The following is a 24,706-nucleotide window of genomic DNA, read 5'->3' as shown; positions in this document are numbered from 1 at the left end:
GCCACAGGATTGCCCTGCGGGGCCGCTAGGCCGGGGGAATGATGATCCGACGCGCCCTTCTGTTATTGCTGCTGTGCGCCCTGCCTGCCGGGGCGCAGGACAGCCATTTGCGCAGCTTGCAGACGGGCGATGACAGCCGGGGCTGGAATGCGGTGGGACGTCTGAACCTTGGCCGGCGGGGCTTCTGCACCGGGACGCTGATCGCGCCGGATCTGGTGCTGACTGCCGGGCATTGCCTGTTCGACAAGGAGACCGGCGCCCGCATCGACCCGACCACCATTGAATTTCTCGCGGGCTGGCGCAATGGCCGGGCCGAAGCCTATCGTGGTGTGCGCCGTGCGATTGCGCATCCCGATTTCGTCTATGGCGGGGACGAGCGGCTGGACCGCGTCAGTCACGATCTTGCGTTGATCCAGCTGGACCGCCCGATCCGCATGCCTTCGATCGAGCCGTTTGGGATCGGGGATCAACCGCTGCGGGGGGATACTGTCGGTGTCGTATCCTATGCGAAGGACCGGGCTGAAGCGCCGTCGATGCAGGATGCCTGCGAGGTGCTGGGCCAGAAGCCTGAAATGCTGGTGCTGAGCTGCGATGTCGATTTCGGCTCGTCCGGCGCGCCGGTGTTTTCGATGCTGGGCGGTATCGCGCGTGTTGTTTCGGTCGTTTCGGCCAAGGCTGAAGTTGAGGGGCGCAAGGTTGCGCTGGGCACATCGCTGGCCAAGCCGCTGGAGGATCTGCGGCAGGCGATCTCTGCCGAAGGGCGACCGGGGAAGGTGCGGGTGCTGTCGGGCGGCGGTGCCGGAAACTTCTTCAAGCCCTGAGCTTTACGGGGCGGGGGGAAACAGCCGCAGCAGCTGCCGGGTGGCCCGTTCCGCGCGGGCCTTGCACTCGGTATCGTTCAGCGCCGGAATGGCGCCGATAACGCGGCGCAGTTGAAGGTCCCCTGCCAGCAGGGCCAGCCAGAGGTCGGCGAGCGCCTCGGGTGTTTCGTCGCCGGGGGCGATCTGGCACGCAGCCGCCATGCGGGCGATCAGATCGGCGATGCGCGGCATGACCGTGGCGCGGCCGCCTGCGGCAAGTTCGGCCCCCAGCGCGCCAGTGGCATCGGCTGCCGCTGCGCGATTGAGCGCGACCGCCCGCGGCCCGGTCAGCAGCGCCAGCAGGCTTTCGCCTACGGCAATCAGCGTCGCGGCTCCGGCGGTGCCTGCCTGTCCGTCCAGCACCTGCTGCACCGTTTCCGCATTCCGGGCGATCAGTGCCCGGAACAGGCCGGGCTTGTCGCCGTACCAGCTGTAGAGCGTTTCCATCGACGCGCCCGCGCGCCGGGCCAGCGCCTGCATCGTGGCCCCGGCGTAGCCCTTCTCCTCCAGCAAGGCATAGGCGGCATCCTCGATCTGGGTCTGGCGGCGCAGGCGGGCCTCTTCGCGCATGGGTGTCTCCGGTTCAGCTTCGGCGGGTAACCAGCACAAGCGATACCGCCGTGGCGAAAAGCGCAAGTCCTGAGGCGATGCAGCGCAGCAGGTTGGCCTGTTGCCAGGGGCCGGAATAATCAGCCCAGATCCGCGCGGCCTGGTCCGGGGTGAGTGGCAGGCTGACCTGCGCCAGAGCCTGATTCATCGGGATATTCACCTGTGCGGTGAACAGCGTCACGCCCAGACCATAGCAGGCCAGCGCGATGGCCAGTGCCATGGCCGCGCCCCTTACCTGCGTCAGCATGGCTGTGGCGAGGGTGATCAGCAGCGCCACAGGCGTGCCGAAATAGCCAAGGCCGAAGGCCATATTGCGTACCGAGGCATTCATGGCCTGCATTGCGGCGATGGCGGTTTCCGGCTCGATCCGGTCCAGCCCGCGCAGGGTCGATACGCTCCAGGCATAGAAGAAGCCGAAGATCGCGCCGCAGCCCAGAAGGCTAAGGAGGGTGAGGCAGAGAAGGGGAAGGTTGCGCATGGCGGCTCCGAAATAACCGTAATTGATATTTCGGATAATCCGTAATTTAAGTTACGGATTCGGTCAAGCGTCGCAGTAATGCAAAACGCGCCGCCCACGGGGGCGGCGCGCCTTGCCTTTCAGCGACCGACCGGAGGGGGTCAGTTCGCCATGGCAAGCTGTTTCGGCAGGCGGAAGGTCCAGACCGTGCCACCCTGATTGAGGTAGTTCACCTTCTTGGCGACCTCACCACCCCACAGCGGAACGGCGCCACCCCAGCCCGACACGACCGAGACATATTGCTCGCCATCGGCTTCCCACGTGACCGGCTGGCCGACGATGCCCGAGCCGGTCTGGAACGACCACAGCTTTTCGCCGGTGGTGTCATCCAGCGCGATGAACTCGCCTTCAGGTGTCCCGAAGAACACCAGACCGCCGGCCGTGGTCATCACGCCACCCCAGAGCGGGGCCTCGTTCTTGTATTCCCACTTCCATTCGCCGGTGGCCGGGTCGATGGCCTTCAGGCTGCCGATATGATCTTCGTAGTTCGGCTTGATGGTGAAGCCCGATCCCAGATAGGCGGCGCCCTTCTTGTAGCTGACCGGCTCGTTCCAGATATCCATGCCCCATTCGTTCGAGGGAACGTAGAACAGGCCGGTATGCTGACTGTAGGCCATCGGCATCCAGTTCTTGCCGCCAAGGAACGAAGGCGAGGCAAAGACCATTTCACCTTTGGCGCCATCGGCGGCCTTGGACGGATCGCCGGGGCGGTTCTCTTCGTTGAAGATCGGGCGGCCGGTCTCGTCGATGCCCTTGGCCCAGGTGATGTCCTTCACGAAAGGCCAGGCGTTCAGGAACTTCCCGTCCTCGCGGTTCAGGACGTAGAAGAAGCCGTTCCGGTCGGCGGTGGCGAATTTCTTCGCGCCATCCTTGTCGGTGAAGGCCACGACCTCGTTCACGCCGTCATAATCCCAGCCTTCGCGCGGGGTGGTCTGGAAGTGCCATTTGATCTCGCCGGTCTTCGGATCCATCCCGATGCGCGAGGCGGCATAGAGATTGTCGCCCTTGTTACCCTCGACCGGGGCGCCCGCGTTGCGCAGGTGGCTGTTCCAGGGGGCGGGGTTGCCTGCCCCGAAGATCAGCGTGTCGGTTTCGATATCATACGAGCCGCCAAGCCAGGTCGCACCGCCGCCGGTTTTCCACATGTCGCCCGGCCAGGTCGCGTTGAGCGTCCCGGTCATGGTGCTTTCCTTGCCCATGTAGGTGCCCATGTTGCCTTCGATGGTCGGACGGGTCCAGACCAGCTCGCCGGTATTGGCATCCCGGGCCTGCACCTCGCCAATGATCCCGAATTCGCCACCCGAGTTGCCGGTGATGACCAGCCCGTTCACCACCAGCGGCGCGGCGGTGTAGCTGTAGCCTTCCTTGTAGTCGGCGATCTTCTTGTTCCAGACCACGTCGCCGGTCTTGGCGTTCAGTGCGACGATCCGTGCATCCAGCGTGCCGAAATAGATATTGTCGCCATAGATGGCGGCGCCACGGTTGATGACGTCGCAGCAGGGCAGGATGCCCTCGGGCAGGCGGGCGTCGTATTGCCAGACTTCCTTTCCGGTCGCCAGATCCACGGCATAAATCCGCGAATAGGAGGCGGTCACATACATCATCCCGTCATAGACGAGCGGCTGCGTTTCCTGCCCGCGCTGTTTTTCCCCCCCGAACGAGAAGGCCCAGGCTGGCACAAGGTTCTTCACATTGTCCTTGTTCAGCGTCGTCAGCGGGCTGAAGCGCTGGAGGTCGCGGCCCATGCCGTTGGTCAGCACGTCACCCGTCGATTCGGCGTCCTTGGCGAGATCTTCCTCCGTCACGCCCGAAAACGCCGGGGCGGCGGCCAGCACTGCGGCCGTCACGGCCACGATAAAGCGGTTCATCTGTTTCCTCCCTTGGATGATCCGTCGGAGACCTCAGCGCCTCGCTCCCTCCTGCGGAGACACGGTTCTCGGGGGGTATCATCGTCCCGGTCACGGGGGCGTGAAAATTGCACCATGGTCGTAAGGGGGCAGGGCAGGCAGCAAAACGGCCCGGCGCACCCTCCTGCGCCGGGCCGTTCCGGGCTTGCGCCGGGGGCGTTTAATGCGCCGCGCTCTGGCGCAGCCAGGTCAGGATGAATTCCTGCTCCACCGGGTCGGTGATCCCGACATGACGCATCCGGGTGCCGGGGATCAGGCCCTGATTATCCTCCATCCAGGCCCGGATCGCGCCTTCGGTCCAGGTGATGCCCGCCGCTTTCAGTGCCGCGGAATAGGGGTATCCTTCCACCGATCCGGCCTTGCGGCCAATGATACCCTCCAGCGGCGGGCCATAGCTTTTGTCTTTACTGTCAATGGCATGGCAGCGGCGGCATTCGGCGTCAAAGAACTTTTGCCCGGCCTCGGTCTTGATGGCGCCGACATTGGGGCTTTCGGCCAGTGCCGGTGCCGCGGCCAGCAACAGCGTGATGAGAGAGATGCGGAGGGTCATGCCCGTCTCCTGTCTTTAGGGAAGCGCGTTTCCTGGTCCCGGTATCGCGCCGCGTCAGGGTGGGGGCGTTGATGCAGGTCAAGCCCCGCCTCGTGCTTTGGTCGTAGTTCGCGCGGACCCGCCCCGACGCTTTGGTCGAATAGGCATCCGGTCATTGCCTGCTATCCTGTAAGGCAAGCTTTGGGAGGAGCCGATGAGTTTCACGCGCCACATGATCGCCGCCACCGTTCTGGCGCTGTCCTCCACGACCGCATGGGCCGGAGACATGGTGTTGCGCATCGCGACACAACTTTCGGGCACGGTGAACTGGGAACTGACCACGCTGCACGAACGCGGCTTCGACACCGCCAACGGCTTCCGGCTGGAGGTGCAGGATGTCGCCGCCGGCCCCGCCGCGCAGGTGGCGTTTCAGGCAGGCGAGGTGGATGCCATCGTGTCGGACTGGCTCTGGGTCGCGCGCAAGCGGGCGGAGGGCGAGGATTATGTCTTCATCCCCTACAGTCGCGCGGTGGGGGCGCTGCATGTGCCGAAGGACAGCAAGGCGCAGGGGCTTGCCGATCTGAAGGGTGGCAAGATCGGCATAGCGGGTGGGCCGGTCGACAAAAGCTGGCTGATCCTGCGCGCTTACAGCCGCAAGGAGCTGGGTTTCGATCTTCAGGAGGCGACAGAACAGGTGTTCGGTGCGCCGCCGCTGATCTTTGAAACCGCGCTTGCGGGCGAGTTGGATGGCGCGGTCAACTTCTGGCATTTCGGCGCCAAGATGGGGGCGGCGGGAATGCGGCCGCTGATCACCGTGGCCGAGGCGGGAGCGGCGCTGGGGCTGGACCCGGATACGCCGCTGCTGGGCTATGTGGTGCGCGGCGATCTTCTGCGGGACAAGCCCGCTCTGGTGCAGGGATTTGCCGCGGCCAGCCGCGCCACCAAGGAGGTTCTGGCAACTGACGATGCGGCATGGCAGGCGCTGCGGCCGCTGATGAATGCGAAAACCGATGCTCAGTTCGAGGCGCTGAAGGCGGGCTTCCGCGCAGGCATTCCCGCGCCCGGCCCGGTGGACGAGGCGGCGGCAGCGCGGATGCTGGCGATCATGGCGGACCTCGGCGGCGCTGATCTGGTCGGCAAGATGGACAGCCTGCCAGGCGGTGTGTTCCTTGCTCCCGGCGGCTGAGGCTCCGGTGGCCGAAGCGCTGGCACTGCGGCTTGCCCGTGCCGGGCACGGGATGGTGCAGGTGCTGGGGCCGCTGGATCTTCGGCTGGCCGCTGGGGAAACCGTGGCGATCTGTGGACCATCAGGGGTGGGAAAGACCACGCTTTTGCGCATCCTCGCGGGGCTGCATCGTGACTGGCAGGGTAGGCTGACGCTTCCCGGTCGGCTGGCGATGGTGTTTCAGGAACCCGTTCTGCTGCCCTGGCGCAATGCGCAGGACAATCTCACCCTTGCCACCGGCTGCGATGTCGGGGTGGCGCGGGCAGCGCTGGTGCGTGTGGGTCTGGCTGACAAGGCCAGGGCACTGCCCGGCGCGCTGTCGCTGGGCCAGCAACGGCGACTGGCGCTGGCGCGTGCCTTTGCCGCGCAGCCCGATGTGCTGCTGATGGATGAACCTTTCGTGTCGCTGGACCCGGCGCTGACCGACGAGATGATGGCCCTGCTGGAAGCGGAACGTGCACGGCGCCCCATGGCCACAATCCTCGTGACCCATGCCCCGGCAGAGGCGGCGCGGCTGGCCGACCGCCTGCTGCGCCTGGAGGGCAGCCCCGCGCGCCTAGTCTAGAACATTGGCGCGTATTTCCAGTTGTCGGCATCCGGCGTGACCTCATCAAGGTCGTAATCCGCCGCGCGCAGACGCTGGGCCACGGAAAGGCCCATATCCGCCGCCCGATCCACCAGTGCGCGCCCCGCTTCCTCGTCCCGCCGCGTGCCCCGGCCGCGCATCTGGTCCAGCCCGTAGTTGAACATGCCGACCGGATCGCCCGCCTCGGCGGCCATGCGGTCATAATCCGCTGCCGCATCGGGGTTCTCCGGCGCGCCAAAGCCATTGTCCTCAAGATAGGACATCCATGTCATCGCGCCGGTGTAGCCGTCGGCAACGCAGGCTTCGAACAGCCGCCGCGCCATTTCGTGCTGGCCCGATTTGGTCATCAGATAGCCGGAGGCGCAGGTGGTCATCGAGGTTTCGCCTTCCATCGCGTCGGTCAGTGCGCGATTCAGCGACAACTCCTCGGGGTTCAGCGTGCCCTGCTCCGGTGCCTCGGCAAAGGCGGGCAGCGTGGACAGGGCCAGGCAAAGCACGGCGCGATTGATCATGGCAGTTTCCTCATCCCGGTAGGATAGCATAACGCCGAATCGGCCCTTGCCCCATGCGACCATGGTCGCCCGCCGGGACGCCAAATTCGCGTTTGGCGGGGGGGGAGCGCGGTAAGTGGCGGAATGTCGCAGGGCAGGGCGCGAAGCCATGCCGCAGTCCGGTAACAAAGAGGCCCGAAAAGACGAAAGCCGCGCAACCTGATCGGGTTGCACGGCTTTTCGCAAGTCTTGGTGCCCAGAAGAGGACTCGAACCTCCACGCCTTGCGGCACTGGTACCTGAAACCAGCGCGTCTACCAATTCCGCCATCTGGGCGATGTCGTGACGCGGCTTCTATGCGGGCGCCGGAGGGCTGTCAACAGACGAAATCAACAGATGAAATGCGGCGCCGGAAAACCAAAAGGCCCGGCGCCTTTGCAGGAGCCGGACCTTTTGGTATTGGTGCCCAGAAGAGGACTCGAACCTCCACGCCTTGCGGCACTGGTACCTGAAACCAGCGCGTCTACCAATTCCGCCATCTGGGCGATGTCGTGAGCCGGTATCTACGGATGCCGCGCGGGGGTGTCAACAGGGGGAATCGCAAAATCTTCACAGGATTTGCGACTTGTTTGGAAATCCCCTTAAAGTTATGGAGACAGGCGAAAATGCAGCATCCGGGAAGGGCTCGTAGCATGAGCAAGCTGGTCACGATCTTCGGGGGTTCGGGCTTCGTTGGGCGCTATGTGGCGCGGCGCATGGCGAAAGAAGGCTGGCGCGTGCGCGTCGCCGTCCGTCGCCCGAATGAGGCGCTGTTCGTGCGCCCCTATGGCGTTGTGGGCCAGGTGGAGCCTGTGCTGTGCAACATCCGTGACGATGCAAGCGTGCGTGCGGCGCTGGCCGGTGCCGATGCCGTGGTGAACTGCGTGGGCATCCTGAATGCCGTCGGCAAGAACAGCTTTGATGCCGTGCAGGCCGAGGGTGCGGGCCGGGTGGCCCGGCTGGCGGCCGAGGCGGGTGTGACCCGTCTGGTGCATATCTCGGCGCTGGGTGCCGACAGGGACAGCGACAGCGATTACACGCGCACCAAGGCCGAGGGCGAGGACGCCGTTCTGGCTGCCTTCCCGTCTGCGGTGATCCTGCGGCCCTCGATCATCTTCGGGAACGAGGATGGCTTCTTCAACCGCTTCGCCGCCATGGCGCGGATGACCCCGGTGATTCCGATGTTCGGCGCCGCGACCCGGTTCCAGCCCGTGCATGTCGAGGATGTGGCCGCGGCCGCCGTGAAAGGCGCCCTGGGTCAGGCCGCGCCGGGCATCTATGAACTGGGCGGGCCGGATGCCGAAAGCTTCCATGACCTGATGAAGGGCATGCTGCATGTCATCAATCGCCGTCGCCTGTTGCTGCCGCTGCCGCGTTTCGTCGGCCGGCTGATTGCCTTCGGTTTCGATGTGGTGCAGGCGGTCACGCTGGGCCTGATCGAGAACAAGGTTCTGACCGGCGACCAGCTGAAGAACCTTTACCGCGACAATGTGGTGGCGCCGGGCGCCAGGGGCTTCGCCGATCTGGGCATCCAGCCCGCCGCCATGGGGGCGGTGCTGCCCGATTACCTGTGGCCCTATCGTCCGTCCGGCCAGTACGACGCGATCAAGGCTTCGGCGAAGAACCTGCGCAAGGCCTGATCCATGGCTGACCAGTCGCTGCTGAGCGCTGCGGTCCTCGGCATTGTCGAGGGCCTGACCGAGTTCATTCCGGTCTCCTCGACCGGGCATCTGCTGCTTCTGGGGCATTTCATCGGCTTCGAAAGCGCGGGCAAGACCTTCGAGGTGGTGATCCAGCTGGGCGCGGTGCTGGCTGTACTGTCGGTCTATTCGGCGAAGCTGTGGCAGGTCTTTTCCACCGCCCGCACCGACCCCAAAGCATTCCGCTTTATCATCGCGGTGGCGCTTGCCTTTCTGCCCGCCGTTGTGGTGGGCGTGCTGGCGCATGATTTCATCAAACGCGTGCTGTTCGAAACCCCGATGCTGGTGGCGATCAACCTGATCTGGGGCGGGGCGGTGCTGCTGTGGGTCGACCGCATGAAGCTGGAGCCCCGCTATGAGAATGCGATGGATGTGCCGCTGGGCGTGGCGCTGAAAATCGGCCTGTTCCAGTGCCTTGCGATGATCCCCGGCGTCTCGCGGTCCGGGTCGACCATCGTCGGTGGGCTGCTGATGGGCGTGGGCAAGCGCGGTGCGGCGGAGTTTTCGTTCTTCCTGTCGATGCCGACCATGGGGGCGGCCTTCGCCTATGACCTGTGGAAAAGCCGGCACATGCTGGACAGCAGTGCCATGACCGAAATCGCGGTGGGTTTCGTGCTGGCGCTGATCTCGGCGATTCTGGTGGTGAAATGGCTGCTCGGCTACGTCTCGCGCCATGGCTATGCGCTGTTCGGCTGGTGGCGAATCATCGTCGGTGCAGTGGCTTTGACGGCGCTTTCATTGGGGTTTTGATTTGATAGGGAAATTGTGCTGACCTAAATTCTGGAATTTAAGTCAGCACATCAGATGTTTTTCAGCAAAAAGCTGTATTTAGGTCAGTTTTGCTGACTTTTATTCGAATCCGGCCCGGAGTATCAATGCGCACCCACCGATTTGCCGAGGGAGGCGTGGCTCATGGCCAAGGAACGGATGCTTCAGTTTGTGACCGTCGAACGGGAAATGCCCGAGAAGCGTCCGGCCGATCTGCGTGCGCAGGATTTCCATGAAATCTATCGGGAATTTGCCGCACAGAAGGCGGCGGAACAGGCCAGCCGGTGCAGCCAGTGCGGCGTGCCCTATTGCCAGTCGCATTGCCCGCTGCACAACAATATCCCCGACTGGCTGCGCATGACGGCCTCGGGCCGTCTGGAAGAAGCCTATGCGCTGAGCCAGGCGACCAATACCTTCCCCGAGATTTGCGGCCGCATCTGCCCGCAGGACCGGCTGTGCGAAGGCAATTGCGTGATCGAGCAATCGGGCCATGGCACCGTGACCATCGGCTCGGTCGAGAAGTACATCACCGATACGGCCTGGGAAAACGGCTGGGTGAAGCCGGTGAAACCGGCCGTGGAACGCGCTGAAAGCGTGGGTATCATCGGCGCGGGTCCGGGCGGGCTTGCTGCGGCCGACATGCTGCGCCGCAAGGGCTTTCAGGTCACGGTCTATGATCGCTATGACCGCGCGGGTGGCCTGCTGACCTATGGCATCCCCGGCTTCAAGCTGGAAAAGCCGGTGGTCATGCAGCGCATTGACCAGCTGGAAGCCTCGGGCGTGAACTTCGTGATGAACTGCAAGGTCGGCGAGGATCTGAGCTTCGATGCCATCCGGGGCCAGCATGACGCGGTGCTGATTGCGACCGGCGTCTACAAGATGCGCGACGTCGGCGGGCCGGGTGTCGGCCAGAAGGGCATTGTACAGGCACTGGATTACCTGACCGCCTCGAACCGCAAGAGCTTCGGCGATGAGGTCGAGGCCTTTGACAACGGCGATCTGGATGCCAGCGGTAAGCGCGTGGTGGTGATCGGCGGCGGCGATACGGCGATGGACTGCGTGCGCACCGCGATCCGTCAGGGCGCGACCTCGGTCAAGTGCCTCTATCGCCGCGACAAGGCCAATATGCCGGGCTCGCGCCGTGAAACGCAGAATGCCGAGGAAGAGGGCGTCGAATTCGTCTGGCTGGCGGCGCCCAAGGGCTTTGCCGGGAATGGGGCGGTTGAAGGCGTGATGGTGCAGAAGATGCGCCTTGGCGCTCCTGATGCGACCGGCCGCCAGACCCCCGAGGTGATCGAGGGCGCGGATTACGTCGAACCCGCCGATCTGGTGATCACGGCACTTGGGTTCGAGCCGGAGGATCTGCCGGTGCTCTGGGGCGTGCCGGAACTGGCCGTGACCCGCTGGGGCACCGTCAAGGCAGATTTCCAGACCCATCAGACCGCGCTTCCGGGTGTGTTCGCGGCGGGAGATATCGTGCGCGGCGCCAGCCTCGTGGTCTGGGCGATCCGCGACGGACGCGAGGCGGCCGATGCGATCGAGGCCTATCTGGCGCAACCCGCCAGCGTCGCCGCCGAATAAGGGCTGGCGCCGGGAATCCCTTGTCTGCCGTGTGATGCGGCAGTCTTTCTGACCTGAAAAGAGAGGGCCCGATCATGGGCGAGACGGCACCAGCATCGGCGGAAGGCAGCGCAGCGGCGCCTTCGTCGCGTGCTGCCCGCCCGGATGTGGAAATTTCGACGCTGCGGGATGACCGTGCGCTGCGCGTCTGGCGTCATCGCGGGCGCGGGCGCCGTCTTGTCGTCTGCTTTTCGGGGGTGGGTCGCTATCAGCGCCGCCCGCCACGGCTTGAATTTGCAAAAACGGCCAGTGCCTCGGGGCGCGATCATGTGCTTTACATCGCCGATGTCCGCCGCAGCTGGCTGAACGCCCCGGGGTTGATCGAGGAGGTCGTCGCCCTGGTCGAGGCCGAGGCGGTCGAGGTTGGCGCGACCCAGGTGGTCAGCATGGGGCATTCACTGGGCGGCTTTTCGGCTCTGGCCCTGGGCGGCTTCACGCGTGTGGACAGCGCGCTGGCGCTGTCGCCACAGCTTTCGGTCGATCCGGCGGTGGTGCCGGACGAAACACGCTGGAAATCCTTTCGCGACCGGATCGAGACTTATCGCATTTCCGATGTGCGCAGCGTGATGGCGCGGGCCACCCAGCATTACATCATCTATGGCACCCATCGTTCGGAGCGCGCGCAACTGCGGCTGCTGCGCCCGGCAACGAATACGCATTGCTTCACGCTGCCCGGTGTGCGGCACGATACCGTCATGCGCATGTTTCACGCGGGTATTCTGGATGATGCGGTGCAACTGGCCTTCGGGCGGCGCACCCGCCGGTTGCGGAAAATGCTGTCTGACGCGCTGGATGGCGTGCAGCTTGCAGTTCCTGTCGAGGAGGACGCGGCATGAAATACGGGATCGTCTTGTTTCTGGCACTGACGGCGTCTCCGGCGCTGGCAGGAAGTTTCACGCCCCCGGCGGGCTGCGAAACCTATCTGACGGTGCAATCGCGCGGCTGCCGCGTCTCGAACCACTATACCTGCACGGCCGATCAGCCCGGCGACAAATGGCGTGCCGACTTCGATCAGGAGGGGATCTTCTTCCTCAGCCGGATCGACCGGGAAACCCAATGGGTTGAAAGCTTCGAGATGAACCCGCGTGTGCGGCAGACGCTCGATGCCAACCCCGCCGACCCTGCCAGTTTCGATGCGCTGCTGGGCGGACGTGACGATTTCGATTTCCGGCTGTCCAAGGACGATGGCTCGCGCAGCCATGTCACCGGCTATGACGCGCTGACCGGCAAAAGCTTTGTGATTGACGGGGTGACGCTGCAACAGACCGAATTCGAGTTCACTGAAACCGATCTCGACGGCAATGTCATGCGCCACGCGCGCGGCAACGAATACATCCATCCCGAATGGCGGATGTTTTTTGCCGGTCCGTCGGAATGGGATGAAAACGGCGAGTGGTTTCCTTCGGATGGCAGCCCGGTGCAGTTCATCCAGCCGGGCGAGCCGGGCTTTGCCGCCACCCAGCCGATTTTTGAATGCGGTGCGCTGATGTCTCAGGCGCCGGGGAACCCGTTGCTGCAAAAGGTGCGCCATGAGCCATGATCTGACCGGACATTGCCTGTGCGGAGCGGTGCAGGTGACCGTGCGCAACCCCGCGCACGAGCTTGGGGCCTGCCATTGCGCCATGTGCCGCCGTTGGACCGGGGTTGCCTTTGTCACACTGGATGTACCCGAGGCCGATCTGACCGTGACGGGCAGTGAACACATCCGCTCCTACGCCTCCTCGGACTGGGCTGAGCGCAGCTTCTGCGGCACCTGCGGGTCCGCGCTGTGGTATCGGCTGAAGCCGGGTGTGGGGCCGACCGATTATTACATGGCTGCGGGCCTTCTGGACGATCTGTCCGGGCAGCGGCTGGAACGCGAAATCTATATCGACCGGAAACCCGGAGCCTTTGCCTTCGCCGGTCCGACCCAGCAGATGACCGAGGCCGAGTTTCTGGCCACGTTGCAAGCCAATCCCGAGGAGTAAGCCATGACGATCTATGATGAAGCCTGGGTGAAGGCCGAAGAGGAAAAGCGCCGCTTCATGGGCGAACATGGCCTGTGGCGCGAGGATGACGAACATTCCTCCTGCGGCGTGGGTCTGGTCGCCTCGATCAGTGGCAAACCTTCGCGCAAGGTGGTGGATGCGGGTCTGGATGCACTGCGCGCGATCTGGCACCGCGGCGCGGTCGATGCCGATGGCAAGACGGGCGACGGCGCGGGCATCCATGTGCAGATCCCGGTGAAATTCTTCTACGATCAGGTCCGCCGCACGGGCCATGAGGCCGACCCGAAGAAGCTGATTGCGGTGGGACAGGTCTTCCTGCCGCGCACCGATTTCGCCGCGCAGGAACGCTGCCGCACGATCGTCGAAACCGAAGTGCTGCGCATGGGCCATTATATCTATGGCTGGCGTCACGTTCCGGTGGATACGTCGGTGCTGGGCGAAAAGGCCAATGCGACGCGGCCCGAGATCGAACAGATCCTGATCCGTTGTGAAAAGGACATCGACCACGAACAGTTCGAGCGTGAGCTTTACATCATCCGTCGCCGGATCGAGAAGGCGGTGACGGCTGCCGGGATCGCGGGCTGCTACCTGTGCAGCCTGTCCTGCCGCAGCATCATCTACAAGGGCATGATGCTGGCCGAGCAGGTTTCGGTCTTCTACCCGGATCTTCAGGACGAGCGGTTCGAATCCACCTTCGCCATCTATCACCAGCGCTATTCCACCAACACCTTCCCGCAATGGTGGCTGGCGCAGCCCTTCCGCATGCTCGCCCATAACGGCGAGATCAACACGCTGAAGGGCAACGTGAACTGGATGCGCAGCCACGAGATCCGCATGGCCTCGTCGGCCTTCGGTGAAATGGCCGAGGACATCAAGCCGATCATCCCCTCGGGCACGTCGGATTCGGGCGCGCTGGATGCGGTGTTCGAGGTTCTTGTGCGCTCGGGCCGGTCGGCGCCGATGGCAAAGACCATGCTGGTCCCCGAGGCCTGGAGCAAGACGACCGCCGACATGCCGCAGGCCTGGGCGGATATGTATGCATATTGCAACGCGGTGATGGAGCCGTGGGACGGCCCGGCCGCGCTGGCGATGACCGATGGCCGCTGGGTCTGCGGCGGGCTGGACCGCAACGGCCTGCGCCCGATGCGCTATGTCGTCACCGGCGATGGCCTGCTGATCGCGGGGTCCGAAGCGGGTATGGTGCCGGTGGACGAAGGCACGATCCGTGAAAAAGGCGCGCTCGGTCCGGGGCAGATGATTGCCGTCGATACCAAGGAGGGCAAGCTTTACCACGACGCCGAGATGAAGGACCGTCTGGCCCGCAGCCAGCCCTACAGCGAATGGATCGAGAAGGTCGTCGACCTGAACTCGATGCTGCGCGACATCCCGGAAGAACAGACCTTCACGGGCGCGGCGCTGCGCAAGCGCCAGATCGCGGCGGGCTATACGGTCGAGGAGCTGGAGCAGGTTCTGGCTCCGATGGCCGAGGACGGCAAGGAAATGATCGCCTCGATGGGTGATGATACGCCGGTCGCGGTGCTGTCGAAGCAATATCGGCCGCTGAGCCATTTCTTCCGCCAGAACTTCAGCCAGGTCACCAACCCGCCGATCGACTCATTGCGCGAAACGCGGGTGATGAGCCTCAAGACCCGCTTCGGCAACCTGAAGAACGTCTTGGATGAATCGAGCGCCCAGACCGAAATTCTGGTTCTGGAAAGCCCGTTCATTGCCAATATCGAATATCAGGTGATGCTGAAGCAGTTCGGCGCGCAGGTTGCGGTCATCGACTGCACCTTCCCGGCGGACAGCGATCAGGAGGCGCTGCGTCTGGGGCTGGAGCGTATCCGCGCCGAGGCTGAGGATGCCGTGCGGTCGGGTGCCGCGCATCTGGTGCTGACGGACGAGCATCAGGGCGAGGGCAAGGTGGCGATGCCGATGATCCTTGCCACCAGCGCGGTGCACAGCTGGCTGACGCGGAAGGGCCTGCGGACCTTCACCTCATTGAACGTCCGGTCGGCAGAATGCATCGACCCGCATTACTTTGCGGTGCTGATCGGCTGCGGCGCAACCACGGTGAACCCTTATCTGGCGCAGGACAGCATCGCCGACCGCATCGCGCGCGGCCTGCTGGAAGGCAGCCTGACCGAGGCGATGCGCCGCTATCGCGACGCCATCGACGCGGGCCTGCTGAAGATCATGGCGAAGATGGGGATTTCCGTCATCTCGTCCTATCGTGGCGGTCTGAATTTCGAGGCGGTGGGCCTGTCGCGTGCCATGGTGGCCGAATACTTCCCCGGCATGCACAGCCGCATCTCGGGGATCGGGCTGCACGGCATCCAGCAGAAGCTGCAAGAGGCCCATGCGAAGGGCTGGCGCGGCGGCAGCGACGTTCTGCCCATCGGCGGTTTCTACAAGGCGCGGCGCTCGGGCGAGAAACACGCCTGGGAAGCCCAGACCATGCATATGCTGCAAGCGGCCTGCGACCGGGCATCCTATGACATCTGGAAGCAGTACAGCGCCTCGATGCGGGCCAATCCGCCGATCCACATCCGTGATCTGCTGGACATCAAGCCGCTGGGCAAGCCGGTGCCGATTGAAGAGGTCGAGTCGATCACCTCGATCCGCAAGCGGTTCGTGACGCCGGGCATGTCGCTGGGGGCGCTGTCGCCCGAGGCGCATATGACGCTGAACATCGCCATGAACCGGATCGGCGCCAAATCCGACTCGGGCGAGGGAGGCGAAGATCCGGCGCACCAGCATCCGTTCCCGAACGGCGATAACCCCTGCGCCAAGATCAAGCAGGTGGCGAGCGGTCGTTTCGGTGTGACGGCGGAATATCTGAACGCCTGCGAGGAATTGGAAATCAAGGTTGCCCAAGGCGCCAAGCCCGGCGAGGGCGGCCAGCTTCCTGGCATGAAGGTGACCGAACTGATCGCGCGGCTGCGCCACAGCACCAAGGGCGTGACGCTGATCTCGCCCCCGCCGCACCACGACATCTATTCGATCGAGGATCTGGCACAGCTCATCTACGACCTGAAGCAGATCAACCCGCGCTGCAAGGTGACGGTGAAGCTGGTTTCGGCCAGCGGCGTCGGCACCATCGCGGCGGGTGTGGCCAAGGCCAAGGCGGATATCATTCTGATTTCCGGTCATAACGGCGGCACGGGCGCCAGCCCCGGCACCTCGATCAAATACGCGGGCCTGCCGTGGGAAATGGGCCTGACCGAGGCGCATCAGGTGCTGACCATGAACAACCTGCGCGAGCGGGTGACGCTGCGCACCGACGGTGGTCTGCGCACGGGCCGCGACGTGGTGATTGCCGCGATGCTGGGGGCCGAGGAATACGGCATCGGCACCGCCGCCCTGATCGCCATGGGCTGTATCATGGTGCGGCAGTGCCAGTCGAACACCTGTCCGGTGGGCGTCTGCACCCAGAACGTCGATCTGCGCAAGAAGTTCACGGGCTCCGCCGACAAGGTGGTGAACCTGATCACCTTCTATGCGCAGGAAGTGCGCGAAATCCTCGCCTCCATCGGCGCACGTTCGCTGGACGAGATCATCGGCCGCCCCGATCTGCTGAGCCAGGTCAGCCGCGGGTCCGAGGCGCTGGACGATCTGGACCTGAACCCGCTGCTGATCACGGTCGACGGCTCGCAGAAGGTGACATACGACCGCTCGAAACCGCGCAATGCGGTGCCGGATACGCTGGATGCTGAAATCGTCAAGGACGGCGCGCGCTTCTTCGAGGATGGCGAGAAGATGCAGCTCTCCTATGCTGTGCGCAACACGCTGCGGACCATCGGCACGCGGTCGTCCAGCCACATCGTCAAGAAGTTCGGGATGCGCAACAACCTGCAACCGGACCATCTGACGGTGAAGCTGACCGGCAACGCCGGGCAGTCGCTGGGCGCGTTCGCAGTCAACGGGCTGAAGATCGAGGTGCAGGGCGATGCCAACGATTACGTCGGAAAGGGCCTCAGCGGCGGTCTGATCGTGGTGCGCCCGCAGATGTCCAGCCCGCTGGTTGCGGATCAGAACACCATCATCGGCAATACCGTGCTTTATGGTGCGACCGATGGTTACCTGTTCGCGGCGGGCAAGGCGGGCGAGCGGTTCGCCGTGCGGAACTCGGGCGCGACTGTGGTGATCGAGGGCTGCGGCACCAACGGCTGTGAATACATGACCGGCGGTGTCGCGGTGATCCTTGGCAGGATCGGGGCCAACTTCGGCGCGGGCATGACCGGGGGCATGGCCTATCTCTACGACCCCGAGGGGGTGGCAGAGGATTTCATGAACCTTGAAAGCCTCGTGACCTGCGCGGTCAGCCACCCGCATTGGGAGGCGCAGGTGAAAGGTCTGGTCGAGCGTCATGCCGCGGAGACCGGCAGCCTGAAAGCCGCGCAGATCCTTGCGGACTGGGAAGCCGAGCGGGCCAATTTCCTTCAGGTCTGCCCGAAAGAGATGCTGGTCCATCTGCCCTGTCCGCTGTCGGACGAGGCGGCGAAGGTCCCGGCGGAATAAGCGGGGCACGGCCCTTGCCGTTCCAGACGCCCGCGGTCACCCCGCGGGCGTCATCTTTTCGTGACAGGGCTGGTGGAACCTGCGGGAAAGGCGCACGTTCAAGGGGAACGCGTATCCTGTAACCGGAGTCTGCCATGTCCGATCTTGTCATCATTGCATTCGATACCGAGGCCACCGCCTTTGAGGCGCGCGCGGCACTGGTGAAGATGCAGCAGGAATATCTGATCGAAATGGAGGATGCCGTGGTTGTCACCCGCAAGGATGACGGCACGGTGCAACTGCATCAGGCGGTCAACATGACCGCGATGGGCGCCGCTGGTGGTGGCGTCTGGGGCGGCCTGATCGGCCTTCTGTTCCTCAATCCGCTGCTGGGTGCGGCGGTTGGGGCAGGGGCAGGGGCGCTGTCAGGCTGGATGACCGATGTCGGCATCAATGACGATTTCCTGAAACAGACCGGGCAAAGCCTGCCGCCGGGCGGCGCCGCGCTGGGTATCCTGATCCGCAAGATGACCGCCGACAAGGTGCTGGCCGGGCTCGACAGCTTTGCGGGCAAGGGCAGGGTGCTGCGCACCTCGCTCAGCACAGATCAGGAAGCAAAGCTGGCCGAGGCGCTGGCCCGTCACGGAACGTCGTCGTCGCTTTGATCCGCGACGCGGCGGGATGGCCCCGCCTGCCTTGACCGGCAGGCGGGCTTCGTGATCTGTGGGGGGCATGGCCAAGACCACCCGCAAGAAGAAACCCGCCGCCGAACCGGCGCCCGAAATCGTCGCGCCGTTGCGGCCACCCCTGTGGGGGCGCCTGCGGCTTTGGATTTTGCGCGGCATTGCCGGGGTGATCGGCCTTTTCGCCGCGCTGATCCTTGTTTTCGCCGTCGTGCCGGTGCCGACGAATCTGTATCAAATGCAGGAAAGCTGGCGGCTGGGCGGCATCGAGCGCGACTGGGTGGGCTGGGATGATATTGCGCCGGTCATGGCCCGCTCGGTCGTGGCGGCCGAGGATGCCAATTTCTGCCTGCACTGGGGGTTCGACATGAAGGCGATCCGTGCCGCGCTGGCCGAAGGCAGCGGGCGGGGCGCTTCGACCATCAGCCAGCAGGTCGTCAAGAATGTCTTTCTGTGGCAGGGCCGGAACTGGGCGCGCAAGGCAGCCGAGGCGCTGCTGACACCGCCGGTCGAACTGATCTGGACCAAGCGACGTATTCTGCATGTCTATTTGAACATTGCGGAATTTGGCGAAGGTGTCTTTGGGGTCGAGGCCGCGGCACAGCACTGGTTCGGGGTGTCTGCCAGGGATCTGACCCCGGTGCAGGCCGCGCGTCTGGCGGCGATCCTGCCCGATCCCAAGGCGCGCAATCCGGCAAAGCCCACGGCAAGCCTGCGGCGCCGTGCCTCGCAGATCCTCGACGGGGCGCAGACCATCCGGGCCGACGGGCGCGCCGCCTGTTTCGAGGGCTGACACCGGAATGCAAAACGCGCGCCCAGGGCGCGCGCGTTTCAGGAATGCCTCGGGCAGAGATCAGTCGCGCAGCAGCTCGTTGATCGAGGTTTTGGAGCGGGTCTGCGCATCCACCTTCTTCACGATCACTGCGCAGTAAAGGTTGATGCCGTTCTTCGACGGCATGGAGCCTGCGACGACGACCGAACCGGCAGGAACCTCGCCATACATCACCTCGCCGGTTTCCCGGTCGACGATCTTGGTCGATTTGCCGATGAACACGCCCATGCCGAGGACCGAACCCTCACGCACGATGCAGCCCTCGACCACCTCGGAGCGGGCACCGATGAAGCAATTGTCCTCGATGATGGTCGGGCCGGCCTGCATCGGTTCCAGCACGCCGCCGATGCCGACGCCGCCGGACAGGTGAACGTTCTTGCCGATCTGCGCGCAGGAGCCGACGGTGGCCCATGTATCGACCATGGTGCCCTCATCCACGAAGGCGCCGAGGTTTACGAAGCTGGGCATCAGCACCACGCCCCTGGCGATATGTGCGGATTTGCGGACGATGCAGTTCGGCACGGCGCGGAAACCCGCAGCCCTGAATTCCGCCTCGCCCCAGCCGTGGAACTTGCTGTCCACCTTATCCCACCAGCTGCTGCCCTGCGGGCCGCCGGATTGCAGTTCCATATCCTTCAGGCGGAAGCCCAGCAGTACTGCCTTCTTGGCCCACTGGTTGACATGCCAGTCGGCGCCGCGCTTTTCCGCCACGCGCAGGGTGCCCGCGCCCAAAGCCTCCAGCGTCGCCTCGACGGCATCGCGGGCCTCGCCCTTGGTCGCCGGGGTGATGGCGTCGCGCGCCTCCCATGCGGTTTCGATGGCGGCTTCCAGTGCGGCGTTGCTCATGGCGCTCCCTTCCCTATCCGGCGATTGCGCCATAGCCTATAGACGCAGGCCCCGGCCCGCGCAATCGCCGTTCCCGACCCGTGCGGCCTGTACCGCGACCAAAACCAAGGAAGACCGCATGACCGACGACGCCCGCCAGCACCCGTTCCGTGACAGCCATCAGGACGTGGCGGCGACCCATCGCATCCCCGACACGCCGCAGACCCGTGCCCCCGCCTATCGGCTGGCCTTCACCGATACCGATTTCCTGATGCGCGAGGAGTTGCGGCCGGTGCGCCTGCAACTGGAGCTGCTGAAGGCGCAGATGGTGCTGGATGAGCGTGGCATCAAATCGACCATCGTGCTGTTTGGCGGCGCCCGCATCCCGGAACCCGCGCAAAAGGAGACTGCGAAAACCCCGGTTCTGGCGGAGCTGTCGAAATATTATGACGAGGCGCGGCGCTTCGCCCGGATGATGACTGAACGCAGCCTGCAAAGCTATGGCCGCGAGAATGTCATCGTGACCGGCGGCGGGCCGGGGGTGATGGAGGCAGGCAACCGTGGCGCCGATGATGCGGGCGGTCAGTCCATCGGCCTGAACATCGTGCTGCCGCATGAACAGGCACCCAATGCCTATGTGACGCCCGATCTGTCGTTCAACTTCCACTACTTCGCCATCCGCAAGATGCACTTCCTGATGCGGGCCAAGGCCATCTGCATCTTCCCCGGCGGCTTTGGGACTCTGGATGAGATGTTCGAAAGCCTGACCCTGATCCAGACACGGCGGATGAAGCCCGTGCCCTTCCTGCTGTTCGGGCGCGAGTTCTGGGAGAAGATCATCAACTGGCAGGCACTGGCCGAGGCAGGGACCATCAGCCCAGAGGATCTGGACCTGTTCCGTTATGTCGATACGGCGGAAGAGGCGGTGGCCATCATCGACGGCTGGAAGGAACCCTGCCCCTGATCACTGTCCCCTGATACCTAGCGCAGGGCACGGCCCTTGATAATCGCGTCGCGGCCGAAGCGGGCGCGGATTTGATCGGTTGCGGCCTCTGCCTTCGCGCGGGTGGCGGCCTGCGGGTCCAAGAGATCGGCAGTGGTGTCTGCCTCCAGCCCCGGCACCAGATCGGCGATGCCGCAGCCGATCAGCCGGTAGGCGGCCCCCTTCGGCACCTGATCGAACAACGCCCGTGCCTCGCGGTAGATGCGGTCAGCCATCTGGGTCGGCGCGGGCAGGGCGTGGCGGCGGCTGACCTGCACGAAATCCGCACGTTTCAGCTTCAGCGTCACGGTCCGGCCCGCCAACCCCTTCGCCTTGGCCCGGTCGGCCACCTGCACCGCCAGCCGCCAAAGATGCCCGTCCAGCAGATCGGCATCGGCGGTATCCTCATTGAAGGTGGTCTCTTTAGAGATGGTCTTGAGCTTTTCATCCCGGCTGACGCGGCGGCTGTCCTGCCCGCGCGCCAGATGCCAGAGCCGCCCGCCCATATGGCCAAAGCGCGCGACCAGATCTGCCTGATCCCAGCGCAGCAGGTCGGCGATGGTTCGGATGCCCGCCGTCTCCAGCGCGGTCTGTGTGGCGGTGCCGACGCCCCAGATGATGCGGACAGGTTTCGGGGTCAGAAAGGCTTCGGTCTCGGCCCGGCCGATCACCGAAAATCCGCGCGGCTTGTCGAGGTCAGAGGCGATCTTGGCCAGAAACTTGTTGTGCGACAGGCCGACGGAGCCGGAGATGCCCAGTTCCGTCTCCATCCGCCGCACAAGGCGGGCCAGCATCACCGCTGGCGGCGCGCCATGCAGACGCGCGGTGCCGGTGAGATCGAGGAACGCTTCGTCCAGGCTCAGGGGTTCGATGGCCGGGGTCAGATCCTCCATCATGGCGCGGATCTTGCGCGACACTTCGGCATAGACCTGCATGCGCGGCTTGATGACGACGGCAGAAGGACAGAGCTTCAGCGCCTGAAACATCGGCATGGCCGAACGCACGCCCGAAATCCGCGCGATATAGCAGCAGGTGGAAACGACGCCCCGCGTGCCGCCGCCCACGATGACAGGCTTGTCGGCCAGATCGGGATTGTCGCGCTTTTCGACAGAGGCATAGAAGGCATCGCAATCCATGTGGGCAATGGAAAGATCCCAGAGCTCGGGGTGCGACAGCACGCGCGGACTGCGACAGGCCGGGCAGCGGCTGCCGGTATCGAAGGCGGTCAGGCAGGAACGGCAAAGCGCGGGCATGGCACCTTTTACCATACCCGCGCGAGGCTGACAGTGGGGGCAAATTCCCTGTTCAGGGAATTTGCAAAAGTTTTCAGGAAAACTTTTGCGTCACGCGGGAACCGGGCGGAACGCCGGGCGCGCGCTGCGCTTGCGCTCATACCGGGCATAGCCCAGATCGGTGTGTTCAATCTCCGGCGCGCGGCCCGAGATGATGTCGGCCAGCAGTCGGCCCGAGCCGCAGGACATCGTCCAGCCCAGCGTGCCGTGGCCGGTGTTGAGGAAAAGGTTCGAGATCGGCGAGCGACCGACGATCGGCGTGCCATCCGGCGTCATCGGGCGCAGGCCGGTCCAGAACTGGGCCTGCGACTGGTCGCCCGCGCCACCGAACAGGTCTTCGACCGAATGGGTCAGCGTGGCTTGCCGTTTGGGGTTCAGGCTCAGGTCGAAGCCTGCGATTTCGGCCATGCCGCCGACGCGGATGCGGTCGCCCAGCCGGGTGATGGCGATCTTGTAGGTTTCATCCATCACGGTCGAAACCGGCGCGCGGCTTTCATCCACCACCGGCACGGTGATCGAATAGCCCTTCAGCGGATAGACCGGCAGCGCAATGCCCAGCGGTGCGGCCAGCATGGGCGAATAAGACCCCATGGCCAGCACGAAGGCATCGGCGTGCACCCGGCCTTCCGAGGTCTCCACGAAAGCCACACGGCCCATTTCGGTATGGATGCGCCGGATCGAGACGCCCCAGCGGAATTCGACGCCTGCCGCCGCGGCCATATCGGCCAGACGGTTGGTGAACTTGAAGCAATCGCCGGTTTCATCGCCCGGCAGGCGCAGCCCGCCCGCGATCTTGTCAGCGCTGGCGGCCAGGCCCGGCTCGGCCGCGACGCAGCCCGCACGGTCCAGGACCTCGAAGGCGACGCCATCCTCACGCAGAACCTCAATGTCTTTCGCGGCGCCTTCCACCTGCTTCTGCGTGCGGAACAGTTGCAGCGTGCCCTGCGTGCGTTCATCATAGCTGATGCCGGTTTCGGCGCGCAGCTCACCCAGACAATCGCGCGAATATTCCGCCAGCCGCACCATGCGCGACTTGTTCACATGATAGGCGTCGGCGGTGCAGTTCATCAGCATTTTCGCCATCCAGCTCAGCTTGGCGAAATCGGGGCGCGGCTGGATGACCAGCGGCGCATGCTTCTGGAACATCCATTTCATCGCCTTCAGCGGGATACCCGGCGCGGCCCAGGGGGCGGAATAGCCGGGGCTGACCTCGCCCGCATTGGCGAAAGAGGTTTCCAGCGCGGGGGCGGCCTGACGATCGATCACCGTCACCTGATGGCCCTGACGGCTCAGATACCAGGCCGAGGTCACACCGATGACACCTGCGCCGAGGATGACGATTTTCATGGGCCGCTCCGCTGGTTGAAAGCCATGAACAAATGATACCTTTTTGCCATGGGATTTTCTGGCGTTCTGCGGGCGCGAAAGGAATGCTGCCGGGAAATTTTTGCGCCAGAATGGCAAGTGACCGAACAATTCATCGGGTCTTTGTCAAATGCCGCCGATCTGTCCGGCCATTGCGGGCCTGTGCGGCGGAATCACTTGCCTATTGATCAGGCGGTTTGTGAAGTCCATCTTGGCGGGGATTGAATACCGGAGTTACCTGTCATGGATTTCGAAACCCTCATCGGCGGCAACGCCATCTTCCTTGCGCTTGCCTCTTTTGTCATCCTCTGCATCTTCCTTGGCGTGCGGATCGTGCCGCAAAGCCAGAAGCATGTGGTCGAGCGCTTTGGCAGGTTACGCGCGGTCCTGGGGCCGGGGTTGAACTTTGTCGTGCCTTTCCTTGACAGCATCGCGCACAAGGTTTCGATCCTTGAGCGGCAGTTGCCGAATGCGAGCCAAGACGCGATCACCGCTGACAACGTGCTGGTGAAGGTGGAAACCAGCGTGTTCTATCGCATCACCGAGCCGGAAAAGACCGTCTACCGTATCCGCGATGTGGATGGCGCGATTGCCACCACGGTCGCCGGGATCGTGCGGTCGGAAATCGGCAAGCTGGAACTGGATCAGGTGCAGTCGAACCGGGCCGACCTTATCACCAAGGTGCGCGAGCAGGTGGCGGTGATGGTGGATGACTGGGGGATCGAGGTGACGCGCGCCGAAATCCTCGACGTTAATCTGGACGAGGCGACCCGCGCCGCCATGCTTCAGCAGCTCAACGCCGAACGTGCCCGCCGCGCGCAGGTGACCGAGGCGGAGGGCAAGAAGCGCGCGGTGGAGCTGAACGCCGAGGCGGAGCTTTATGCAGCGGAGCAGCAGGCCAAGGCCCGCCGCATCCTCGCCGATGCCGAGGCTTATTCGACAGGGGTCATCGCGCAGGCGATCCGGGAAAACGGGCTGGAGGCGGCGCAATACCAGGTGGCGCTGAAACAGGTTGAGGCGCTGTCGGATGTCGCCAAGGGCGGCGGCAAGCAGACGATCCTGCTGCCCGCGCAGGCGCTGGAGGCGTTCGGCAATGCGTTCCAGATGCTGAAAGGGCGGGGCTGATCATGGCCTGGTGGGTCTGGGTCGCCGGGGGCTTCGTTCTGGGCATCGTCGAGGTGCTGGCGCCGGGCTATGTGTTCCTTGGCTTTGCTTTGGGCGCGCTGGCGGTCGGCCTCGGCCTCTGGACCGGGCTTCTGGCGCTGGGGCTGCCCGCCCAGATCGCAGTTTTCGCGCTGGTTTCAGTGGTGGCCTGGGCCGTGCTGCGTAAGGTCTTCCCGCAGCAACGCGGCGAGGTGAAGCGCTGGACCCGCGATATCAACGACTAGA

The 24,706-nt window shown here is 64.4% G+C and carries 23 protein-coding genes and 2 tRNA genes; 15 read left to right on the top strand and 10 right to left on the bottom strand.

What is annotated here, in order from left to right; translation table 11 throughout:
- Nucleotides 1–38: 38 nt before the first annotated feature.
- Nucleotides 39–821, top strand: coding sequence for a serine protease (locus AO684_RS16905; protein ID WP_369814610.1), 783 nt, complete (start codon nucleotides 39–41; stop codon nucleotides 819–821).
- Between the two features lie 3 nt (nucleotides 822–824).
- Here the strand turns inward: AO684_RS16905 and AO684_RS16900 are convergent, their stop codons facing one another.
- The 4 genes from AO684_RS16900 to AO684_RS16885 form a co-directional block, all read right to left on the bottom strand.
- Nucleotides 825–1,430 (bottom strand): TetR/AcrR family transcriptional regulator, encoded by a 606-nt coding sequence (locus AO684_RS16900; protein WP_054303898.1) that lies wholly within the window; start codon nucleotides 1,428–1,430, stop codon nucleotides 825–827.
- Nucleotides 1,431–1,443: 13 nt separating this feature from the next.
- Entirely contained in the window at nucleotides 1,444–1,947 is a 504-nt protein-coding gene (locus tag AO684_RS16895; protein WP_054303897.1) for a DUF1772 domain-containing protein, read from the bottom strand.
- A gap of 140 nt (nucleotides 1,948–2,087) precedes the next feature.
- Complete coding sequence (locus tag AO684_RS16890) at nucleotides 2,088–3,854, bottom strand: PQQ-dependent methanol/ethanol family dehydrogenase (RefSeq protein ID WP_054303896.1); 1,767 nt, start codon at nucleotides 3,852–3,854, stop codon at nucleotides 2,088–2,090.
- Nucleotides 3,855–4,053: 199 nt separating this feature from the next.
- Nucleotides 4,054–4,443, bottom strand: a complete 390-nt coding sequence (locus AO684_RS16885) for a cytochrome c family protein (protein ID WP_054303895.1) — start codon at nucleotides 4,441–4,443, stop codon at nucleotides 4,054–4,056.
- A 193-nt stretch (nucleotides 4,444–4,636) separates the two neighbouring features.
- Here AO684_RS16885 and AO684_RS16880 point away from each other — a divergent pair, with 193 nt between their 5' ends.
- Together AO684_RS16880 and AO684_RS16875 are read left to right on the top strand one after the other, a co-directional pair.
- Nucleotides 4,637–5,608 (top strand): ABC transporter substrate-binding protein, encoded by a 972-nt coding sequence (locus AO684_RS16880; RefSeq protein WP_054303894.1) that lies wholly within the window; start codon nucleotides 4,637–4,639, stop codon nucleotides 5,606–5,608.
- Between the two features lie 7 nt (nucleotides 5,609–5,615).
- On the top strand, nucleotides 5,616–6,212 hold the full coding sequence (locus AO684_RS16875; RefSeq protein ID WP_353936493.1) for an ATP-binding cassette domain-containing protein: 597 nt from the start codon (nucleotides 5,616–5,618) through the stop codon (nucleotides 6,210–6,212).
- Here AO684_RS16875 and AO684_RS16870 read toward each other — a convergent pair.
- The 3 genes from AO684_RS16870 to AO684_RS16860 form a co-directional block, all read right to left on the bottom strand.
- Nucleotides 6,209–6,745 carry a tetratricopeptide repeat protein gene (locus AO684_RS16870; RefSeq protein ID WP_054303893.1) on the bottom strand — a complete coding sequence of 179 codons (537 nt, stop codon included), beginning with the start codon at nucleotides 6,743–6,745 and terminating at the stop codon, nucleotides 6,209–6,211. The genes AO684_RS16875 and AO684_RS16870 overlap by 4 nt on opposite strands.
- A 229-nt stretch (nucleotides 6,746–6,974) precedes the next feature.
- Nucleotides 6,975–7,059, bottom strand: a tRNA-Leu gene (locus AO684_RS16865).
- Nucleotides 7,060–7,183: 124 nt separating this feature from the next.
- Nucleotides 7,184–7,268: transfer RNA gene (locus AO684_RS16860), tRNA-Leu, on the bottom strand.
- Between the two features lie 147 nt (nucleotides 7,269–7,415).
- Here AO684_RS16860 and AO684_RS16855 point away from each other — a divergent pair.
- The 9 genes from AO684_RS16855 to mtgA all read left to right on the top strand — a co-directional run bounded on the left by AO684_RS16855 (nucleotide 7,416) and on the right by mtgA (nucleotide 18,814).
- Complete coding sequence (locus AO684_RS16855; protein WP_054303892.1) at nucleotides 7,416–8,402, top strand: complex I NDUFA9 subunit family protein; 987 nt, start codon at nucleotides 7,416–7,418, stop codon at nucleotides 8,400–8,402.
- A 3-nt stretch (nucleotides 8,403–8,405) separates the two neighbouring features.
- Nucleotides 8,406–9,212 (top strand): undecaprenyl-diphosphate phosphatase, encoded by an 807-nt coding sequence (locus tag AO684_RS16850; protein ID WP_054303891.1) that lies wholly within the window; start codon nucleotides 8,406–8,408, stop codon nucleotides 9,210–9,212.
- Between the two features lie 162 nt (nucleotides 9,213–9,374).
- Complete coding sequence (locus AO684_RS16845) at nucleotides 9,375–10,811, top strand: NAD(P)-dependent oxidoreductase (protein ID WP_054303890.1); 1,437 nt, start codon at nucleotides 9,375–9,377, stop codon at nucleotides 10,809–10,811.
- A gap of 74 nt (nucleotides 10,812–10,885) precedes the next feature.
- Nucleotides 10,886–11,686, top strand: a complete 801-nt coding sequence (locus tag AO684_RS16840) for a hypothetical protein (RefSeq protein ID WP_054303889.1) — start codon at nucleotides 10,886–10,888, stop codon at nucleotides 11,684–11,686.
- Nucleotides 11,683–12,390, top strand: coding sequence for a hypothetical protein (locus AO684_RS16835; RefSeq protein ID WP_054303888.1), 708 nt, complete (start codon nucleotides 11,683–11,685; stop codon nucleotides 12,388–12,390). The genes AO684_RS16840 and AO684_RS16835 overlap by 4 nt, the downstream gene beginning before the upstream one ends.
- Nucleotides 12,380–12,817, top strand: a complete 438-nt coding sequence (locus AO684_RS16830; RefSeq protein ID WP_054303887.1) for a GFA family protein — start codon at nucleotides 12,380–12,382, stop codon at nucleotides 12,815–12,817. Before AO684_RS16835 ends, AO684_RS16830 begins: the two co-directional genes overlap by 11 nt.
- A 3-nt stretch (nucleotides 12,818–12,820) precedes the next feature.
- On the top strand, nucleotides 12,821–17,359 hold the full coding sequence (gltB, locus tag AO684_RS16825) for a glutamate synthase large subunit (protein ID WP_054303886.1): 4,539 nt from the start codon (nucleotides 12,821–12,823) through the stop codon (nucleotides 17,357–17,359).
- Between the two features lie 134 nt (nucleotides 17,360–17,493).
- Nucleotides 17,494–18,003 (top strand): DUF1269 domain-containing protein, encoded by a 510-nt coding sequence (locus tag AO684_RS16820; RefSeq protein ID WP_054303885.1) that lies wholly within the window; start codon nucleotides 17,494–17,496, stop codon nucleotides 18,001–18,003.
- Nucleotides 18,004–18,070: 67 nt separating this feature from the next.
- Nucleotides 18,071–18,814: a monofunctional biosynthetic peptidoglycan transglycosylase gene (gene mtgA, locus AO684_RS16815; RefSeq protein ID WP_054303884.1), complete on the top strand. Its 744-nt coding sequence runs from the start codon at nucleotides 18,071–18,073 to the stop codon at nucleotides 18,812–18,814.
- Nucleotides 18,815–18,874: 60 nt separating this feature from the next.
- Here the strand turns inward: mtgA and dapD are convergent, their stop codons facing one another.
- The gene (gene dapD, locus AO684_RS16810) at nucleotides 18,875–19,699 is read right to left on the bottom strand and encodes a 2,3,4,5-tetrahydropyridine-2,6-dicarboxylate N-succinyltransferase (protein WP_054303883.1); all 825 of its coding nucleotides are present in this window, start codon (nucleotides 19,697–19,699) and stop codon (nucleotides 18,875–18,877) included.
- 118 nt (nucleotides 19,700–19,817) lie between these two features.
- On the opposite strand from dapD, the gene AO684_RS16805 reads away from it, so the two are divergent.
- Complete coding sequence (locus AO684_RS16805; protein ID WP_054303882.1) at nucleotides 19,818–20,642, top strand: TIGR00730 family Rossman fold protein; 825 nt, start codon at nucleotides 19,818–19,820, stop codon at nucleotides 20,640–20,642.
- 17 nt (nucleotides 20,643–20,659) lie between these two features.
- Here AO684_RS16805 and AO684_RS16800 read toward each other — a convergent pair whose 3' ends face one another.
- Nucleotides 20,660–21,913 carry a DNA polymerase IV gene (locus AO684_RS16800; protein ID WP_054303881.1) on the bottom strand — a complete coding sequence of 418 codons (1,254 nt, stop codon included), beginning with the start codon at nucleotides 21,911–21,913 and terminating at the stop codon, nucleotides 20,660–20,662.
- 90 nt (nucleotides 21,914–22,003) lie between these two features.
- Nucleotides 22,004–23,416 carry a D-amino acid dehydrogenase gene (locus tag AO684_RS16795; protein ID WP_369814609.1) on the bottom strand — a complete coding sequence of 471 codons (1,413 nt, stop codon included), beginning with the start codon at nucleotides 23,414–23,416 and terminating at the stop codon, nucleotides 22,004–22,006.
- Nucleotides 23,417–23,560: 144 nt separating this feature from the next.
- On the opposite strand from AO684_RS16795, the gene AO684_RS16790 reads away from it, so the two are divergent.
- On the top strand, nucleotides 23,561–24,442 hold the full coding sequence (locus AO684_RS16790) for an SPFH domain-containing protein (RefSeq protein ID WP_054303879.1): 882 nt from the start codon (nucleotides 23,561–23,563) through the stop codon (nucleotides 24,440–24,442).
- A gap of 2 nt (nucleotides 24,443–24,444) precedes the next feature.
- Nucleotides 24,445–24,705, top strand: coding sequence for an NfeD family protein (locus AO684_RS16785; protein ID WP_054303878.1), 261 nt, complete (start codon nucleotides 24,445–24,447; stop codon nucleotides 24,703–24,705).
- Nucleotide 24,706 lies beyond the last annotated feature (1 nt).

Source organism: Gemmobacter sp. LW-1 (assembly GCF_001303875.1).
In the GTDB taxonomy this organism is placed as follows: Bacteria; Pseudomonadota; Alphaproteobacteria; order Rhodobacterales; family Rhodobacteraceae; genus Gemmobacter; species Gemmobacter caeni.
The sequence above is the reverse complement of the archived record's forward strand: the minus strand, read 5'-3'. Positions and strand labels throughout refer to the sequence as shown.